Source organism: Mycobacterium sp. (genome assembly GCF_035314665.1).
In the GTDB taxonomy this organism is placed as follows: Bacteria; Actinomycetota; Actinomycetes; order Mycobacteriales; family Mycobacteriaceae; genus Mycobacterium.
Genome location: NZ_DATFZD010000453.1, coordinates 1 through 18,744 on the forward strand (window position 1 = coordinate 1; position 18,744 = coordinate 18,744).

At 66.4% G+C, this 18,744-nt stretch carries 14 protein-coding genes; 10 read left to right on the top strand and 4 right to left on the bottom strand.

Annotated features, from left to right (window positions below; genetic code table 11):
• Positions 1-724 precede the first annotated feature (724 nt).
• Entirely contained in the window at positions 725-1,102 is a 378-nt protein-coding gene (locus tag VKI00_RS33030) for a hypothetical protein (protein WP_324447506.1), read from the top strand.
• 145 nt (positions 1,103-1,247) lie between these two features.
• Here VKI00_RS33030 and VKI00_RS33035 read toward each other — a convergent pair whose 3' ends face one another.
• From VKI00_RS33035 to VKI00_RS33045, 3 genes are read right to left on the bottom strand one after another with little or no spacing between them, the layout of a single operon-like run.
• Positions 1,248-3,455, bottom strand: a complete 2,208-nt coding sequence (locus VKI00_RS33035; RefSeq protein WP_324447507.1) for an acyl-CoA dehydrogenase — start codon at positions 3,453-3,455, stop codon at positions 1,248-1,250.
• A gap of 32 nt (positions 3,456-3,487) precedes the next feature.
• Positions 3,488-4,471 (bottom strand): 2-hydroxyacid dehydrogenase, encoded by a 984-nt coding sequence (locus tag VKI00_RS33040; protein ID WP_324447508.1) that lies wholly within the window; start codon positions 4,469-4,471, stop codon positions 3,488-3,490.
• Positions 4,447-5,580, bottom strand: a complete 1,134-nt coding sequence (locus VKI00_RS33045) for an alpha/beta hydrolase (protein ID WP_324447509.1) — start codon at positions 5,578-5,580, stop codon at positions 4,447-4,449. The genes VKI00_RS33040 and VKI00_RS33045 overlap by 25 nt, the downstream gene beginning before the upstream one ends.
• A 158-nt stretch (positions 5,581-5,738) precedes the next feature.
• Here VKI00_RS33045 and VKI00_RS33050 point away from each other — a divergent pair, with 158 nt between their 5' ends.
• The gene (locus VKI00_RS33050; protein ID WP_324447510.1) at positions 5,739-6,314 is read left to right on the top strand and encodes a VOC family protein; all 576 of its coding nucleotides are present in this window, start codon (positions 5,739-5,741) and stop codon (positions 6,312-6,314) included.
• Positions 6,315-6,328: 14 nt separating this feature from the next.
• Here VKI00_RS33050 and VKI00_RS33055 read toward each other — a convergent pair whose 3' ends face one another.
• The gene (locus VKI00_RS33055; protein WP_324447511.1) at positions 6,329-6,967 is read right to left on the bottom strand and encodes a TetR/AcrR family transcriptional regulator; all 639 of its coding nucleotides are present in this window, start codon (positions 6,965-6,967) and stop codon (positions 6,329-6,331) included.
• A gap of 80 nt (positions 6,968-7,047) precedes the next feature.
• On the opposite strand from VKI00_RS33055, the gene VKI00_RS33060 reads away from it, so the two are divergent.
• The 8 genes from VKI00_RS33060 (at position 7,048) to esxG (ending at position 18,724) form a co-directional block, all read left to right on the top strand.
• Entirely contained in the window at positions 7,048-7,950 is a 903-nt protein-coding gene (locus VKI00_RS33060; RefSeq protein WP_324447512.1) for an oxygenase MpaB family protein, read from the top strand.
• A 144-nt stretch (positions 7,951-8,094) separates the two neighbouring features.
• Complete coding sequence (locus VKI00_RS33065; RefSeq protein WP_324447513.1) at positions 8,095-9,000, top strand: class I SAM-dependent methyltransferase; 906 nt, start codon at positions 8,095-8,097, stop codon at positions 8,998-9,000.
• A 300-nt stretch (positions 9,001-9,300) separates the two neighbouring features.
• Positions 9,301-11,121, top strand: coding sequence for a type VII secretion AAA-ATPase EccA (gene eccA, locus VKI00_RS33070; protein WP_324447547.1), 1,821 nt, complete (start codon positions 9,301-9,303; stop codon positions 11,119-11,121).
• Positions 11,118-12,695, top strand: a complete 1,578-nt coding sequence (gene eccB, locus VKI00_RS33075) for a type VII secretion protein EccB (RefSeq protein WP_324447514.1) — start codon at positions 11,118-11,120, stop codon at positions 12,693-12,695. The genes eccA and eccB overlap by 4 nt, the downstream gene beginning before the upstream one ends.
• Positions 12,692-16,639, top strand: a complete 3,948-nt coding sequence (eccCa, locus tag VKI00_RS33080) for a type VII secretion protein EccCa (RefSeq protein WP_324447515.1) — start codon at positions 12,692-12,694, stop codon at positions 16,637-16,639. The genes eccB and eccCa overlap by 4 nt, the downstream gene beginning before the upstream one ends.
• A gap of 24 nt (positions 16,640-16,663) precedes the next feature.
• A complete protein-coding gene (locus tag VKI00_RS33085) occupies positions 16,664-16,969 on the top strand; it encodes a PE family protein (protein WP_324447516.1) in 306 nt (101 codons plus the stop codon).
• A 2-nt stretch (positions 16,970-16,971) separates the two neighbouring features.
• Positions 16,972-18,384 (top strand): PPE family protein, encoded by a 1,413-nt coding sequence (locus VKI00_RS33090; RefSeq protein ID WP_324447517.1) that lies wholly within the window; start codon positions 16,972-16,974, stop codon positions 18,382-18,384.
• A 46-nt stretch (positions 18,385-18,430) separates the two neighbouring features.
• Positions 18,431-18,724: a type VII secretion system protein EsxG gene (gene esxG, locus VKI00_RS33095; protein ID WP_324447518.1), complete on the top strand. Its 294-nt coding sequence runs from the start codon at positions 18,431-18,433 to the stop codon at positions 18,722-18,724.
• Positions 18,725-18,744: the final 20 nt, after the last annotated feature.

The following is an 18,744-nucleotide window of genomic DNA, read 5'->3' on the forward strand; positions in this document are numbered from 1 at the left end:
GGACGTTGGCCTGCCGGATGTTGGTGAGGCGTTCGGTGGGCGCCGCCGCGTCCGCGCGCCTGGGTGGCGTGGCTCGAAACGATGGTCCGCTGGGTTCCATGCGACTGGGCGACCTTCTGTCGGCGTGAGTTTTCAGTAGATCAGGACTTAAGTATGTCCGACAAAGCGGAGTCACGCAGCGCTGCCCGAGCGTACGGCGTGTCCGCGGCGCATATGCCGTGGTCAGGATGGCGGCCCGGCTCGTCCGGGGCGGCTCGGGCTGTAGGGACGACCGCAGCAATTTATATCCGTACGATTACCGATCATTGCTGCTTGCAGACAGACTTAAATCATAGAGCGCTATAAATCGCCATTCAAATTGTTCGCTATCGCGCGGGCAATCCAAAGATAGAAATAAACCATTGTGCGCATTTTACTGACATTTGTCCGCAAGTAAGGAAGCACGGAGATACGGAGATCAGTAAACCAGTATATGCCGGTTTAACTGGCTTATTGGCACATCCGTAGTTACTGAAACCAGTATCGCCGGATATCAGGAGGTCATGACTGCAGTAACGTATGAATTAGCGAAAATCAGCGATATAGCCCCTAGGCAAGTAATAGCTGGTCAACGACATTCGAAACATTCTCAGCATTATTAGTGCGCCAATTTAGCATTTGCTAAGGATTGAGATTTAACGTTGTCGGTGTCAATCCCCCCAAGATGACACAAGGAGCAACCAAGATGTCGATCTCACTGTCTTCGGCCCGTCGCGCCGCAGCCGGCGCAGTGGGCGCAACCGCGGTGGCCGGCGCAATGCTGTTCGGTGCCACCCCCATGGCGCAGGCCGCTCCGCCCGGTCCCGGCACCAGCTTCGAGATGTCCGGCCCCCATGGTGCCCCTGGCTTCCCGCTTAGGCCCGGCGGCGGCGGCGGTCATGGCGGCGGTGGCGGCTGGGGGGGTCACGGTGGCGGTTGGGGCGGTCATGGCGGCGGCTGGGGCGGCCGCGGCGGCGGCTGGGGAGGCCGCGGCGGCTGGGGCGGCCACCCTGGTTGGGGCAATGGTGGTTGGGGCCCCCCTGGCCTGGGCTATCGGCCCTGGTGGCCCGGATGGTGGTGGTGACGCAGCCCATTCCGAGGGGGAGCACCGGCTAGCCTCGCCGGTCGACAGACGAGGCTAGTCGGCTCCCCAAGCCAACCAAGCAAATCCACGCCGACCTAACAGTGGCCAGGTCGGCGTGGATTTCTGTATGCAGGACTGTCTGGCGCTACGGGTCGCGCGGCAACCCCAGCAGACGCTCGGCGATGATGTTGAGCTGTACCTCCGAGGTGCCGCCGTAGATGGTGGTGGCGCGGCTGGCCAGCAGGTATTCGTCCCACTTACCCGGCAGCGTGTCGGGGTCGCCGATCGCGGCGTCGGTACCGAACGAGGACACCCCGAACTCCGCATAGCCCTGCCCGGTGCGCATCGACAACAGCTTGGAGATCGCCGCCGATGGCATCGCGTCGCCGCCGGCCAACGTCAAAAGCGTCGAGCGCATGTTGAGCACCTTGGCCGCGTGGCCCTCGGCGATCAGCTCGCCGGCGCGGTTTTGGGCGATCTGGTCGAACTGCCCGTCGCGAATGAACTCAACGAATTGGTCGAGGTTGGCCAGAAACGGCGCTTCGCTGCTGCCGATCGACACCCGTTCGGCGGTCAGCGTGTTGCGGCTGACCTCCCAGCCGCGGTTGACCTCGCCCAGCACCAACTCGTCGGGTACGAACACGTCGTCGATGAACACGGTGTTGAACATCGCGCCGCCGGTGAGCTCGCGCAGCGGCTTCACGTCGACGCCCTCGCTGCTCATGTCCAGCAGGAAGTAGCTGATGCCGTTATGTTTTGGCGCGCTCGGGTCGGTCCTGGCGAGCAGCGCACCCCACTGCGAGAACTGGGCCGCGGTGGTCCAGATCTTCTGTCCACTGATCCGCCAGCCGCCGTCGACCTTGGTCGCCTTGGTGCTCAGCCCGGCCAGGTCGGATCCGGCACCCGGCTCGGAGAACAGCTGGCACCAGATCATCTCGCCGCGGAACGTCGGCGGCAGGAAACGCTGCTTCTGCTCGTCGGTGCCGAAGGCGACGATCGACGGGATGATCCACGCCGCGATGCCGACCGGTGGCCGCCTGACCCGCCCGGTGGTGAACTCCTGGGCGATGATGATCTGCTCCACGGGGTTGGCCGCCCGCCCCCAGGGCTTGGGCAGATACGGCAGTACCCAGCCGCCCTCGGCGATGGCGGTCGTGCGCTCGTCGCGAGGCATCGCCTTGAGCGCGGCGACCTCGCCACGAATGTCCGACCGCAGTTTCTCGGTGTCGGGGTCCAGGTCGATGTTGAGCTCGCGCATCCCCGTGCTGGTCGCGGTATCGACCACCCGCTGCGGGTACTCGGTCTTGCGGCCGAAGCCGGCGGCCAGGATCAACGCGCGACGGTAGTAGACGTTCGTGTCGTGCTCCCAGGTGTACCCGATACCGCCGTGCACCTGGATGCAATCTTGAGTGCAGCGCTGCGCGGCCGCCGGCGCCAACGTCGCCGCCACCGCCGCGGCGAACTCGACCGCTGAACCTTCAGTCTCCCAATTGTTTTGGCGGGCCTCGTCGACGGCGCGGGCCGCATCCCACACCGCTGCGGTGGCCCGCTCGGTGTCGGCGATAATCTCGGCGCACTTGTGCTTGACGGCCTGGAACTGACCGATCGGCCTGCCGAACTGCTCACGGATCTTCGCGTATTGCGCCGCGGTGTCGGTGGCCCACCGCGCGACGCCGACGGCCTCGGCCGACAGCAGTGTGGAGATCAGCGCATGCGCGGCGACAACGCTGAGATTGCTCAACAGCGCGTCGTCACCGACCTCGACGGCGTTGGCGCGCACATGCGCGATGGGCCGCAGCGGGTCGACGCTGCGGACGGGCTCGATTTCGAGTTGATCCGCGCGCAGCACCACCCACTCTTCGCCGCTGTCGATCGCCACCGGCAACACCAGCACCGACGCCTCGCCGGCGCCGGGTACGGCCCGGACCTCACCACGGATCACCAATCCTGTGTCATCGGAGCCGTGCGGCGTGGCGGTCAGCCCGGAATCCAGCGCGTAGGCCGCGATCGCCGCTCCCGAGGCCAGGTCCGCGAGCACCTTGGCGTCCGGATCGTGCGCCGCGATCAGCGCACTGGCGATCGCTGACGGCACGAACGGACCGGGTACCGCGCCATAGCCGAACTCGGCGAGCACCACGGCAAGTTCGAGGATGCCGAAACCCTGCCCGCCAACCGATTCGGCCAAATGCACACCCTGCAGGCCTTGTTCGGCCGCGGCCTGCCAGTACGGCGGTGGGTTGTCGATCGGTGCTTCCAGTGCGGCGTGCAAGACCTCCGACGGCGCCACCCGCGCCACCAGTGACCGCACCGAATCGGCCAGGTCTTGATGCTCAGGAGTTATCGCGATCGGCATTGGTCGCCTTCCGTAGGGTGTTCGCCCCCAATCTAATAACCGGTCGGTTGGTTGACGACATGGGCTAGCTGCTTGCCGTCCCGCAGCCGGCGGCAGTTGGCGACGGCCTCGACCAGATAGCGCCGCATGGTGTCGACGGTGTACCAGGTCACGTGCGGCGTGAGCACGACGTTGTCCAAGCCGAGCAACGGGTTGTCCGGCGGCACCGGCTCGACGTCGAACACGTCCAGGCCGGCGGCCGCCAACCGACCGCCGCGCAGCGCGTCGACCAGGGCGGCTTCGTCGACAACCGCCCCGCGTGACGTGTTGATCAGCACCGCACCGGGTTTCATGTGGGCCAGCGCCGCGGCGTCCAGCAGACCATGGGTGTCATCCGTCAGCGGCAGGTGCAGCGAGACGATGTCGCTGGCGGCCAGCAGCTCGGGCAGTGGCCGCCAGCCCGGCAACCCGTCGTCGCGGGTGCTGGTATGCAGCACCGTGGCGCCCATCGCGGCGACGATGCCTGCGACCTGTTTGGCGATATTGCCGTGGCCCACCAGCCCGACGGTGCAGGCGCCGACGTCTCGCACGGTTTCCCCGAGCTGCGGGTCGGATGGCCAGCCGCGGCCCTCGCGGGTAGCGCGGTCCAGCGCGGGCAGTCGCCGCAGCGTGGCCAACATCAGCAGCACAGTGCCTTCGGCCACCGACGGCGCGTTCGCGCCGGGCATATTCGCGACGGCGATGCCGCGCTTCGTGGCGGTGCCGACGTCGATGGTGTTGACCCCGGCGCCGAACTTGTGGATCAGCCGCAGCCGGGTTGCTTGCCAAAGGTCGGCGCCGGAAAGCGGCCGGAGCACATGCCAAATCACGTCGGCGTCTGGCAACTCCCGGTAGAACACGGTTTGCGAATCCGGCGAGTCATCATCGGCGCACCACCGAATATCAAGCCAATCGGCTTCCGGCGCAAGAAATTCCAGCACCTTGGGACCGGGAACGAAATGGGCGAGGACCCTTAGCGCCACCGCTTGGCAATCCATTTGGCGATGGTGTCAGCCTGTTCGCTGCGCGCCCCCGGCGTGGTGAAGTAGTGGTCGGTGTTGATGGCGCACAGCGCTTTGTCGTCGCTGGCCAGCGCGTCGTGGATGCGTTGGGCATCGGAAGGGAACACACCGGTGTCGGCCTCGGCGTTGATCACCAGGGCGGGGCAGGTGATACGCGCCAGATGCGGCTCGGCCCTGGTCGGTGCGGTCCGCAGACTCCACATCGCCAACCAGTTCCGCAGCGTGCAGGCGGCGGCGATCCCGTGCGCGGAACGGTTGGCTTTGGCCGGGCCACCCGCGTAGCAGAAATTCGGCTGGCGTTTAGTCGGCTCGATGCTCGGATCGACCATCCGAGGATCGGCCCACGTGCGCATCACCGTGAACGGACGATCCGAAAATCCAGCTGCCCGAACACGTTTCAGCTCTTTCTCGGCCCAGTCGGTGATCGCGTTGTTGCGCGCCACCTGCGCTGACCGGTATCGGGTCAGGAACTCCGACGAGTATGGTGGCCCGTTGCGATCGCTGAACAGGTCGAGGTCGGGGTCACTGGCAACCGGGTCGTTCTCGTCGACGACGGCGCCGTCCATCCAATTGGTCAGCACGTCGGGACGGCCGGGATGGGCCGCGCTGGCAACATAGCCGTCGGCAGGCAGCAGGTCGGTCAGCCCAGCCGCGGGTCGCATTCCCGGAAGCGAAATCACGTTGGGTTCGACCGCCTGCGCCTGGTAGGCGGCCATCAACGAACCGCCGCCCGAATTACCCAGCAAAACAATGGTTTCGACCGCCTGCGTTTCGCGCAGCCAGCGAATACCGACCCCGATATCGACCAGCGCATGGTCGAGCAGAAAGGCAGTCTCAAAACCACGGAACCGGGTGTTCCAGCCCAGGAAACCGATGCCGCGGGTAGCCATGTAATCGGCGAGATAGTGCTCGGAGAAGTCGATTTGGTAGTGAGTGGCGATCATCGCGACCTTCGGCTTGCGTCCGACGCCGCGGTGATACAGCCCCTGGCACGGGTGTCCGCCCGCACCGGCGCGCCGACCGGTCGGCGACGGCAGCCCGACGAATTCGCGGATGACCCCGGGCGTGCCGGCGGTGCGAGTCACCTCAGCGGACCTCCTTGTGGGCACGCCGGGTCGACTGCTCGGACACGGTGGACACGAATGCGTTCCCTCTTCTTGAGAATTGAATCTGATGTTAGGTTCAGAGCCGGATCTCCGCCACGTAACGAGCGATGCGCAATGCCGACGGAGGGGGCCGGGAGATGATCAAACCGCACAACGCCAACTCCGAGTTCGAGCTCGGCGGGATCAACCACGTCGCGCTGGTGTGCTCGGACATGGCCCGTACGGTGGACTTCTACAGCAACATCCTGGGCATGCCGTTGATCAAGTCGCTCGACCTGCCAGGGGGCGCCGGACAGCATTTTTTCTTCGACGCGGGCAACGGCGATTGCGTCGCGTTCTTCTGGTTCGCTGATGCGCCCGACCGGGTACCGAGGCTCTCGTCGCCGGCGGCCATCCCCGGCATCGGCGAGATCACCAGCGCGGTCAGCACGATGAACCACTTGGCTTTCCATGTCCCGGCCGACAAGTTCGACGACTATCGCCAGCGCCTCAAGGCCAAGGGAGTGCGGGTCGGCCCGGTGCTCAACCACGACGAGAGCGAGAGACAGGTCTCGGCTACGCTGCATCCCGGTGTCTATGTGCGGTCCTTCTATTTCCAGGACCCCGACGGAGTCACGCTTGAGTTTGCTTGCTGGACAAAAGAATTCACGACGACTGATACGCCAGCCGTGCCGCGGACGGCGGCCGACCGCCGCATCCCGGCCGCCCAGTAGCGAACCGCGCCGGATCAATCGCGGTACAGGCTGGGGTCGGCGAGCTCGTCGAGGAGTGACGCGAGCTGGTCGATCAGCTGATCGGGATCGAGCCGCACGTCACCGGCCAGCCAGGCGCTGATCGTCTGCGCCACTCCGCCGACCACGAAATGCGACGCGGCCTTGATCCGGTCGTTCTCCGGCACCCGCAGCGCGGTCTCGACGTGCCGGCCGGAGAGCATCGCGAACAGCGCGCTGGATTCGACACGCTTGCGCACCAGCACCGCGTTGGCCAGCGGCGCGCTGAACAGCAGACGGCCCACCCGGGGATCGCCGCCGATCGTGCGGACGACGTTGGCCATGCCGGCGCGGGTCTGCTCCTGCGGCGGCGCAGCCGTCACCGCGGCCTGCGTGGTGGCGGCCAGGTCGGCAATCACCCAGTCGAAGACCGCCGCGACGAATTCGTCCTTGTCGGCGAAGCTTTCGTAGAAGTAGCGGGCGGCCACACCGGCCCGACGACAAATGCCGCGAACGGTCAACTCCGCGGCGTCTTCGCGGTCGGCTCCCAGCAGATCGAGGCCGGCCCCCAGCAGCTTGGCCCGCCGGGTTGCCAGGCGGTCGGCCGCATCGACGCCGCGGTATGGCCGTGCGCTCGTCGTCGCGGCTGAAGCCATGGATCCCATCTTGACATCGGTCCGCGCCGGCCGCAAAATCAGGAAACACGCGTTCTCACATTTAGCGGGGTAGATGTCCGATGACGGTCAGCGAGCCAATCAGCAATGTCGAGCGCATGATGAGCGACCCGCCGCGATCCCGGTTGACGCGTCGGCAGACGTGGCGAGCCGTCCGTCTCGAGGACGGGCTGATGGGGATGGCGCTACTGCTCGGCCCGGCCAACGTGATCATGCAGCTGGCGCGGCCGGGCGTGGGATACGGCGTCATGGAGAGTCGCGTCGAGAGCGGGCGGATCGACTTGCATCCGATAAAGCGGGCCCGCACCACCTTCACTTATCTCGCTGTGGCCATGGCCGGCACCGACGAACAGAAGGCGGCATTCCGCCGCGCGGTGAACCGCGCGCATGCGCAGGTTTACTCGCTGCCTGACAGCCCGGTCGAATACAACGCGTTCGACCCGGACCTGCAGCTGTGGGTGGCAGCGTGTCTCTACAAAGGCGGGGTCGACTTCTATCGGATGTTCGTCGGCGAGCTGGACGAGCAGGACGCCGACCGTCACTACCGCGACGGCATGGTGCTCGGCACCACGTTGCAGGTGCCGCCGGAGATGTGGCCGCCGGACCGCGCCGCGTTCGACCGCTACTGGCACGAACAGCTGGACAAGGTTCACATCGACGACAGCGTTCGCGACTACCTGTATCCGATCGCGGTCGGCCGGGTGCGCGCCGTGACGCTGCCGGAGCCGCTGCGTCGGCTACCGGAACGGCTCGCACTGCTGATCACCACCGGCTTTCTGCCGCAACGCTTCCGCGACGAGATGCAATTCTCCTGGGATGCCGTCAAACAGCGGCGCTTCGACCGGCTGATCGCCGCGCTTCGGACGGTGAACAACGCGCTGCCGCGGTTCGTCCGGCGCTTCCCGTTCAACGTGCTGCTGTGGGATCTGGACCGACGGATCAAGGCCGGCCGCCCGTTGGTGTAGCCGACCCGCATCCGTGCGAATACCCCCTACCCGGACAGGGTCTTGTTCTACGACACTGCGTCGTATTGAATGCCGTCGTGGCTGGACGGACCGAAGCCCTCGGGCGACAAGGCGTGCTCTTGCGCGCGCGTAGGGTCGGTTGCTGTGCGTACTGATAACGACAACTGGGACATCACAACAAGTGTCGGTTCGACCGCGTTATTCGTGGCGACCGCCCGAGCATTGGAGGCGCAAAAGCCAGACCCGTTGGTCATCGACCCGTTTGCCGAGGTGTTTTGCCGTGCGGTAGGCGGCGAGGTGGTCGACGTGCTGGACGGCAAGATCCCCGACCATCAACTGAAAACACCAGATTGGGGCGTCCATTTCGTCAACTTCCAGGGCGCCCGCACCAAGTACTTCGACAGCTACTTCCGGCAGGCCGCGGATGCGGGCGTCAGACAGGTCGTCATCCTGGCGGCGGGTTTGGACTCCCGCGCCTACCGGCTGCCATGGCCCGACCAGACCACGATCTTCGAGTTGGATCAACCGCAAGTTCTCGACTTCAAACGTCAGGTGCTCGCCGAACACGGAGCCAAACCCAACGCCGAGCGCCGTGAGGTTGCCATCGACCTACGTGAAGACTGGCCGCAAGCCTTGCGGGACAGCGGGTTTGATCCTGCCAAGCCGTCGGCCTGGATTGCCGAGGGGCTGTTGATCTATCTCCCGGCCGCCGCCGAGGAGCAGCTGTTCACCGGAATCGAAGCGCTGGCCGCCGCGGCCAGTCACGTCGCCGTGGAAGACGGCGAGCCGATGTCGTCCGAGGACTATGCGGCCGCGGTGGAGGGAGAGCGGGCGGCGGTCGCCGAGGGCGCCCGGCGCGTGTTCTTCCAGCTGGTCTACAACGAGCGGCACGCCCCGGCCGACCAGTGGTTCGGTGAGCACGGCTGGACCGCGGAGCCGACGCCGTTGGCCGACTACCTCCGCGAGGTGGGCCGGCCGGTTCCCGGACCCGATGTCGAGGCCGGAACGATGGTCGCCCGCAACACATTGATGAGGGCCGTCAAACGGTGAGTACTGCATGCCGTACAGTGACCTGCTAATGACACTCATTTTCATTAAGCGACTGTGCGATCGCGGCGACGCCGGCGGAGACCTCAGGGTCCCGCCGGCGCCTCACACGCCCCCGCAAGGGGACTGTATGTGGACTGACGTGCAGCGGTTGGCTTCCCGCGCCGCTACGACCGAGGCCGCGAATCGACCCAATCCGTGGGTCTCGACACTTAGCTTATGCAATGCTAACTTCGGCCCGAGGTTAGCTTAGGCAACACTATGTCTGAAGGGGTAAGAGGCGTGGAAACCGCTGACACCGGCATGGTTGTTACACGGCCGACGACCGTCCGAGTGGATGACGACGTCATGAGCCGATTCGCGACCTGCTGCCGGGCGCTTGGGCTGACAATCTATGAACGCAGGCGTCCGGCAGACTTGGCCGCCGCCCAGTCCGGCTTCACCGCGCTCAGCCGTATCGCCCACGACCAGTGCGACGCCTGGGTCGGGCTGGCCGCCTCGGGCGACGTGTCTACCCGTGTGCTGCAAGCGATTTCGCGCACGGCCGCGACCGCGGGGGTATTGCAACGCCAGGTGGAGCTCGCGCCGGGCGCGTTGGGGTTCCACTACGACACCGGGCTGTATCTACGGTTCCGCGCGACCGAACCCGACGATTTCCACCTTGCGTACGCCGCGGCGCTGGCAGGCGAGGGCGAATTCGCCGACGCGCACAAACTGGCTATCGACGTCACGCAGCGTCGGCCCAGCTCGCGGGAGGCCCGCTGGGTCGCGGCCACCATCCACTACCGGGCTGAGCGCTGGGCGGACGTCGTCAAGCTGCTGTCGCCGATCGTCAACGACCCCGGTCTCGACGAGCGCTTCGGGCACGCCGTGAAGATCGCCTTAGGGGTCTCGCTGGCGCGGCTGGGCATGTTTGCTGCGGCGTTGTCTTATCTCGAGGAACCCGACGGCCCGGTCGCCGTGGCCGCGGTGGACGGCGCGCTGGCCAAGGCGCTGGCGCTGCGCGCCGACGGCGACGAGGACACCGCTCGAGAGGTGCTGCAAGACCTTTATGCCGCCAACCCGGAGAACGCCCAGGTCGAAGAGGCGCTGACGGATTCCAGCTTCGGGATCGAGCACACCACCGCGGACCGCATCGACGCGCGCACCGACCCGTGGGACCGCGACACCGAGCCCAAGCCCGGCGATTTCGTCGACCCCGGAGCCCAGGAGCGCAAGGCCGTGTTGCTGCACGAGGCAGAGCGCGAGCTCGGCGAGTTCATCGGCCTTGAGAAGGTCAAAGACCAGGTAGCGCGGCTCAAGAGCGCGGTCGCCATGGAATTGGTGCGCAAGGAGCGCGGCCTCGAGGTGGCGCAGCGCACCCACCACCTCGTCTTTACCGGGCCGCCCGGAACCGGCAAGACCACCATCGCCCGCGTCGTCGCGAAAATCTATTGCGGCCTCGGCCTGTTGAAGAAGGAGAACATCAAGGAGGTGCACCGCGCCGATTTGATCGGCCAGCACATCGGGGAGACCGAAGCGAAGACCAACGCGATCATCGACAGTGCATTGGATGGCGTGCTGTTCCTCGACGAGGCCTACGCCCTCGTTGCCACCGGCGCCAAAAACGACTTCGGTCTGGTGGCCATCGACACCCTGCTGGCCCGGATGGAGAACGACCGGGACCGGCTGGTTGTCATCATCGCCGGCTACCGCGCCGACCTGGATCGCTTCCTGGACACCAACCAAGGTCTGCGGTCGCGGTTCACTCGCACCATCGACTTCCCGTCGTACCAACCGGCCGAGCTGATCGAGATCGCGAACTTCATGGCGACAAGGCGCGACAGCGCCTTCGAACAGGCTGCGCTCGACGACCTGGAAGGATTGTTCGCTCACTTGGCCAATACCACGAAACCCGATACGGCGGGGGTGGAACGCCGTGGTCTGGATATCGCGGGCAACGGCCGGTTCGTCCGCAACGTCGTCGAAAAGTCGGAAGAGGAACGGGAATTCCGGTTGGACCACAGCGAACATGCGCAAACCGGCGAATTCACCGATGAGGAACTCGTGACGATCACCGCCGCCGACGTCGCCAATACCGTGCCGCAACTGCTGGAAGGCCTTCGCCTGGAGGTGCCGGCATGACCAGTCGCGAATCCGACGACGAGCGGCGCTCTTTCGCTTCGCGCACCCCGGTCAACGACAATCCCGACAAGGTGGTCTACCGCCGTGGCTTTGTCACCCGCCACCAGGTGAGCGGCTGGCGATTTGTGATGCGCCGGATCGCCTCTGGCGTCGCCTTGCACGACACCCGGATGCTGGTCGACCCGTTGCGCACCCAGACACGTGCGGTGCTGATGGGCGTGCTGATGCTGATCACCGCGCTGGTTGGCTGCTTCGTGTTCTCGCTGATCCGTCCGAATGGGTCGGCGGCCAACAACCCGGTGCTGGCCGACCGGTCCACCGCCGCGTTGTACGTGAAGGTCGGCGATCAGCTGCACCCGGTGCTGAACCTGGCGTCGGCCCGACTGATCGTCGGTCGGCCGGTGAACCCCGCCTTGGTGAAAAGCAGTGTGCTGGACAAGTTTCCGCGCGGCAACCTGATCGGCATCCCGGGTGCGCCCGAGCAGATGGTGCAAAACACCAGCAAGGACGCCGACTGGACAGTGTGCGATTCCTTAGCAGGTCCGGCGGCCGGGGTCACGGTGATCGCTGGAACCCCGGACAGCAGCGGCACCCGGGCCGCTGCACTGACCCCTGGGCACGCTGTATTGGCCAGCGACGTCACCAACACCTGGCTGCTGTGGGACGGTCGGCGTAGCCGGATCGACCTGGCCGACCACGCCGTTACCGGCGCGCTGGGCCTGGGCAGCGACATACCTGCGCCGCGGCCCATCGCCGTCGGCCTGTTTAACGCGGTCCCCGAGGCGCCGCCGTTGTCGGCGCCGGCCATCCCGGACGCCGGCAGCCCACCGCGGTTCGCCCTGCCGGTGCCCGCACCGATCGGCGCCGTGGTCGAAGCCCATGGGTTGGACGCCACGACAGCCAACAGCATGCTCTACTACGCGGTGCTGCCCGACGGCCTGCAGGCGATCTCGCCGGTGCTGGCCGCGGTACTGCGCAACTCCAACTCCTACGGTTTGGATCAGCCGCCGCGGTTGGGCGCCGATCAAGTCGCCAGGCTGCCGGTGTCCCGGATGCTGGATACCAACCGCTTTCCCGATCAGCGCATCAGCCTCGTCGACGTTGCCCGCGATCCGGTCACCTGCGCGCACTGGAGCAAGCCGGCCGGCGCGATCACGAATTCGCTGACCCTGCTGACCGGTTCGGCGCTTCCGGTGTCGGATGCGGTGCACACCGAAGATCTGGTCGGCGCGGGAACCGGCGGTACCGCGAGCCGGGTCGCGATGGCGCCCGGGGCCGGGTATTTCACCGCGACCGTCGGCCAAAACACGGCTTCGCCTGCCGCGGGGTCGCTGTTCTGGATCTCCGATACCGGCGTCCGATACGGCATCGATACCGAGGGTGGCGCCAACGGCCCCGCGAAAACCGTTGAGGTCCTTGGCATGAACCCGCCGCCGACTCCGATCCCGTGGTCGGTGCTGTCGTTGTTCGCGCCCGGCCCGACGTTGTCACGTGCCGACGCGCTGCTCGCCCACGACGGCCTGGCGCCAGATTCCCGGCCCGGTCGTACGGCAGCGCAGGGGGAGAACCGATGAGCCGACTGATCTTCGAGGCCCGCCGGCGGCTGCCAGCACCGGTCACCCGCAAGGGCACCATCAACATCGAGGCGCCTCCGGAACTGCCCCGGGTGATTCCGCCGTCGATGTTGCGACGGGCCCTGCCGGTGGTGATCGTGCTGCTGATCGTCGGCATGATCGTCGCGTTGGTAGCCACCGGGATTCGGCTGATCTCCCCGCAGACGCTGTTCTTCCCGTTCGTGTTGTTGCTGGCAGCCACCGCGTTCTACCGCGGCAACGACAACAAAAACCGCACCGAGGAAGTCGACGCCGAACGGGCAGATTACTTGCGCTACCTGTCGGTGGTTCGGGACAACGTCCGGGCACAGGCCGCCGACCAACGTGCGGCGGCCGAATGGTCGCACCCCGAGCCGGCGGATCTGGCCGCGATACCCGGCTCGCGGCGCCAATGGGAACGTGACCCTCAGGATGCCGACTTCCTGGTGGTGCGGGCCGGCCTGCACACGGCAGCGCTGGACACGGCATTGCGGGTCAACGACACCGCCAACGAAATCGACCTGGAGCCGGTGTCGCACAGCGCATTACGCAGTCTGCTGGACACTCAGCGGACCGTCCGCGACGTCCCGACTGGTATCGATCTGACCAAGGTTTCGCGGATCACCGTGCTCGGAGATGACGACGAGGTACGGGCTGCGATGCGGGCCTGGATCGCACAGGCGGTGACTTGGCACGACCCGACGGTGCTCGGCGTCGCCGTCGCAGCTTCGAATCTCGAAACGCCGGAATGGGCGTGGCTCAAGTGGTTGCCACACGTCGACGTTCCCGGCGAACTCGACGGCGTCGGCCCGGCCCGCTACCTGTCCAGCAAGCCCGACGAGCTGGCCGCGCAGCTTAGGCCGGCGCTGGCCGACCGCCCGGCATTCACCGGCGGGTCGGCTGATGCGTTGCGGCACTTGCTGATCGTCGTCGACGACCCGGACTACGACCTGAACGCCTCGCCCCTGGCGGTGGGTCGGGCCGGGGTCACCGTCGTGCACCGATCGGCCAAAGCGCCGCATCGCGAGCAATATTCGGACCCCGAACGGCCGATCCTGCGCATCGCAGACGGCGCCATCGACCGGTGGCAGACCGGCGGCTGGCAGCGCTATATCGACAGCGTCGACCAGCTGGGCGCCGACGACGCCGGTCACCTCGCGCGCCGGCTGTCCCGATGGGACTCCAACCCGACGCACAGCGGCCTGCGGTCGACGGCGACTCGTGGCGCCACTTTCACCACGCTGCTGGGAATCCCGGACGCGTCCCGCTTAGATGTCCCGACGATGTGGGCACCACGACACCGCGACGACGAGCTGCGGGTCCCGATCGGTGTCACGGCGACTGGCGAGCCGCTGATCTTCGACCTCAAAGACGAAGCCGAGGGCGGGATGGGCCCGCACGGCTTGATGATCGGCATGACCGGTGCGGGCAAGTCGCAGACGCTGATGTCGATTCTGTTGTCGCTGTTGACGACTCACTCCGCTGACCGGCTGATCGTGATCTATGCCGACTTCAAGGGCGAAGCCGGCGCCGATATCTTCCGCAACTTCCCGCAGGTTGTCGCGGTGATCTCGAACATGGCCGAGAAGAAGTCGTTGGCCGACAGGTTCGCCGACACGCTGCGCGGTGAGGTGGCGCGTCGGGAGATTATGCTGCGTGATGCCGGTCGGCACGTGCAGGGCAGCGCGTTCAACTCAGTGACCGAATACGAAAACGCGATCGCCGCTGGACATGATCTGGCGCCGATCCCGACCCTGTTCGTGGTTGCCGATGAGTTCACCTTGATGCTCGCCGACCATCCGGAGTACGCGGAGCTGTTCGACTACGTTGCACGTAAAGGCCGCTCGTTCCGCATCCACATCCTGTTCGCGTCGCAGACGCTGGATGTCGGAAAGATCAAGGACATCGACAAGAACACCTCCTACCGGATCGGCTTGAAGGTGGCCAGCCCCGCCGTGTCACGGTCGATCATCGGCGTGGAGGACGCCTACCACATCGAGTCCGGCAAGGAGCACAAGGGTGTGGGCTTCCTGGTGCCTGCTCCGGGTGCCGCGCCGATCAAATTCCGCAGCACGTATGTCGACGGCATCTACGATCCACCTCAGGTGGCGAAAACGCTTGTGGTGCATTCGGTTCCCGAGCCGAAGCTGTTCACCGCCGGCCGGGTCGAGCCCGACCAGACCACGGTGATCACCACCAACGGTCACCAGGAACCGGTCGGCCCGCCACGCAAGTTGGTTGCCACCATCGGCGACCAGTTGGCGCGCTATGGTCCGCGTGCACCGGAGCTGTGGCTGCCACCGCTCGACGACCCGATCCCGCTGAGCACGGTGCTGGCCCGCGCGGCGCTGCCGCGGGGTGAGTGGCGTTGGCCGCTGGGCGAAATCGACAAGCCGTTCGAGATGCGCCGCGACCCGCTGGTGTTCGACGCACGGTCGTCGTCCGGCAACCTGCTGATCCATGGTGGGGCAAAGTCAGGGAAGTCGACTGCCCTGCAGACGTTTATCTTGTCGGCGGCAAGCCTGCACTCGCCCAGCGAGGTGAGTTTCTACTGCCTGGACTACGGCGGCGGTCAGCTGCGGGCGTTGGAGGACTTGGCGCATGTCGGTAGCGTGGCCTCGGCGCTGGAGCCCGAGCGCATCCGTCGCACCTTCGGGGAGCTCGAGCAGCTGCTGCGGGCGCGTCAGCAGCGGGAGGTGTTCCGGGACAAGCAAGGGCCGGATGACGGGCGGGGCCAGGTCTTCCTGCTTATCGACAATCTCTACGCGTTCAGCCGGGACAACACCGACCTGTACAACACCCGAAACCCGTTGCTGGCGAAGGTGACCGAACTCGTCAACGTCGGACTGGCTTACGGTATCCACGTGGTTGCCACCACCCCCAGCTGGCTGGAGGTGCCGCTGGCGATGCGGGACGGCCTCGGCCTGCGGCTGGAGCTGAAGTTGCACGACGTGCGGGACAGCAACGTTCGGGTGGTCGGGGCGCTGCACCGTCCGGCCGAGGCGGTGCCCGCCGACCAACCGGGTCGCGGGCTGACCATGGCCGCGGAGCACTTCCTGTTCGCGGAACCCGAACTGGACCAGATCCCCGCGATCAACGCCCGCCATCCGGGCGTCACGGCCCCACCGGTTCGGTTGCTGCCGACCAACCTGGAGCCCGCCGCGCTGGGTCCGCTGTATCGGGGCACCGACCGGATCGTCATTGGACAGCGTGAAGAAGACTTGGCCGCAGTCGAACTCGACTTCGCCGAGAACCCGCTGCTGATGGTGCTGGGTGACACCAAGTCCGGTAAGACCACGTTGTTGCGCCACATCATCCGTACCGTCCGGGACAACTCCACCGCCGACCGCGTCGCGTTCACGGTGCTGGATCGCCGGTTGCATCTCGTCGACGAGTCGCTGTTCCCCGACAATGAATACACCGCCAACATCGATCGGGTGATCCCGGCGATCCTCGGCTTGTCGGCGCTCATCGAAAAGCGGCAACCACCGGCAGGGCTGTCGGCAAGCGAGCTGACCGGCTGGTCGTACCAGGGCCACACACACTACCTGCTCATCGACGACGTCGATCAGATTCCGGACACACCGGCGATGACCGGTCCGTTCGTCGGGCAGCGGCCCTGGACCCCGCTGATCGGATTGCTATCACAGGCCAGCGATCTGGGCCTGCGGGTGATCGTCACCGCACGGGCAACCGGTGCCGCGCACGCGCTGATGACCAGCCCGCTGCTGCGCCGGTTGAACGACCTGCAGGCAACGACGTTGATGTTGTCCGGCAACCCGGCAGACGGTGGAAAGGTCCGCGGCCAGCGCTTCGATCGGTTGCCCGCCGGTCGGGCAATTCTGTTGGGCGACAGCGACACCCCGACGTATGTGCAGTTGGTCAATCCGCTCGTCGACGCGACTGTCGCCGCCGACGGTCGGTGAAGGTAATCGAAAGGAGTATCTGCAATGACGCTACGAGTTGTCCCGGAGGGTTTGGCCTCCGCCAGCGCTGCCGTGGAGGCGATCACCGCCCGCCTGGCCGCTGCGCACGCGGACGCCGCTCCGTTAATCACGGGCGTGGTTCCGTCGGCGGCCGATCCGGTGTCGCTGCAGACCGCCGCCGGGTTCAGTGCCCAGGGCACCGAGCACACCGCGGTTGCGACCGAAGGTGTTGAAGAGCTCGGCCGTGCCGGGGTCGGTGTCGGTGAGTCCGGCGTGAGTTACGCCGCCGGTGATGCGGCCGCTGCGGCGACGTACCTGGCGCGCGGCTGACGATGACCGCGCCGGTGTGGATGGCTTCGCCGCCGGAGGTGCATTCGGCACTTCTCAGCGGTGGTCCTGGACCAGGGTCGCTTTTGGCGGCCGCTGGGGCGTGGACCTCGCTGAGTGCTGAATATGCCTCGGCTGCCGGCGAACTCACCACACTGTTGGGCGCGGTACAGGCCGGGGCGTGGGAGGGCCCCAGCGCGGAGGAGTACGTCAGTGCGCACGCCCCATATCTCGCCTGGCTGACGGAGGCCAGCGCCAACAGCGCCGGGGTGGCGGCTCAGCACGAGATCGCTGCGGCTGCCTACACCGCCGCTTTGGCGGCGATGCCGACGCTTCCGGAGTTAGCGACCAATCACGTCATCCACGGGGTGTTGATCGCGACGAATTTCTTTGGCATCAACACGATCCCGATCGCGCTCAACGAAGCCGACTATGCGCGGATGTGGATCCAGGCGGCCACGACGATGACGACTTACCAGGCGGTTTCGGGGTCGGCGTTGGCATCGGCGCCCCGCACCACGTCGGCGCCGCCGGTGCTGAAAACCAATAGCGTGACGGCGGCCGTAGCCGACCCGCCGTCATCGGGAAACTTCCTGACCGACATGTTCAACCAGCTGGTCCAACTCATCCAGAACCCCGTTCAGACGATCAACGCCGTTTTCGCCAACCCGAGCGCGTGGTTCCCACTGTCGTTCTTCATCGGCTACCAGGCGTTCTTCGAGCCCGTCGGTTGGACGACTTGGTCGCTGCTTCTGAGTTCCCCGGCCTGGATCCCGCTCATCCTCGGTCTGGCTCTCAACGCGGCGGCGTCTGTGGCCGGGCCGGCGGCCGTACCCGCGGCAGTCGGAGCGCCTGGAATTCCCTCCGGACAGGCCGCCGGGTTGGCCGCCGCCGGCTTCTCTTCACCCGGTCTCACGCCAGCGACGACCGCCGCGTCGACACCGGCTCTGGGCGCCGGCGCCGGCGCCGCCGGAGCGGCCACACCGGCCCCCGGCTTTGCCTACATGGTGGGCGGTATCGGTCCCGACGGCGGGCCCGGGCCGACGTTGATTGATCGCAAGGGCGCCAAGGCGCCCGGACGTTATATCCCTGCGGCGGCCGCGGTCGGTGCCGTGAGCCGCGAGAAGTCGCGACTCCGGCGGCGTCGGCGCGCCGAGATGCGGGACTACGCCGACGAGTACGCCGATATGGACAGCGATCTCGGCCCTAGCGCTGAGCCCGAGGAGGCCGCCGTGCTTGCGTCGGATCAAGGGGCAGGGTCGTTGGGGTCCGTCGGGACGGTACACAAAGACACCGCCGCGCAGGCCGCCGGATTGGCGACGCTGAGCAGCAACGGGTTTGGTGGGGGACCGCGTATGCCGATGCTCCCGGGAACCTGGTACCCCGATGCGCCCGAGGGGGAGGGGGAGCACAACTGAATTGCTTGTGTAACAACGATAATCGACTAGAGAAAGGATTTCAGTCATGAGTATGTTGGATGCGCATATTCCGCAGTTGGTGGCCTCGCAGTCGGCGTTTGGCGCCAAGGCGGGGTTGATGCGCTCGACGATCGGTCAGGCCGAGCAGGAAGCGATGTCGGCGCAGGCGTTTCACGCCGGGGAGTCCGCGGCGGCGTTTCAGGCCGCCCATGCCCGGTTTGTGGCGGCGGCGGCGAAGATCAACAGCTTGCTGGATGTGGCTCAGGCCAACATTGGGGATGCCGCGGGCACGTATGTGGCTGCCGATTCCGCCGCGGCCGGTAGTTACCCCGGCTTCTGACACCCGTTATCGGCTTCGAC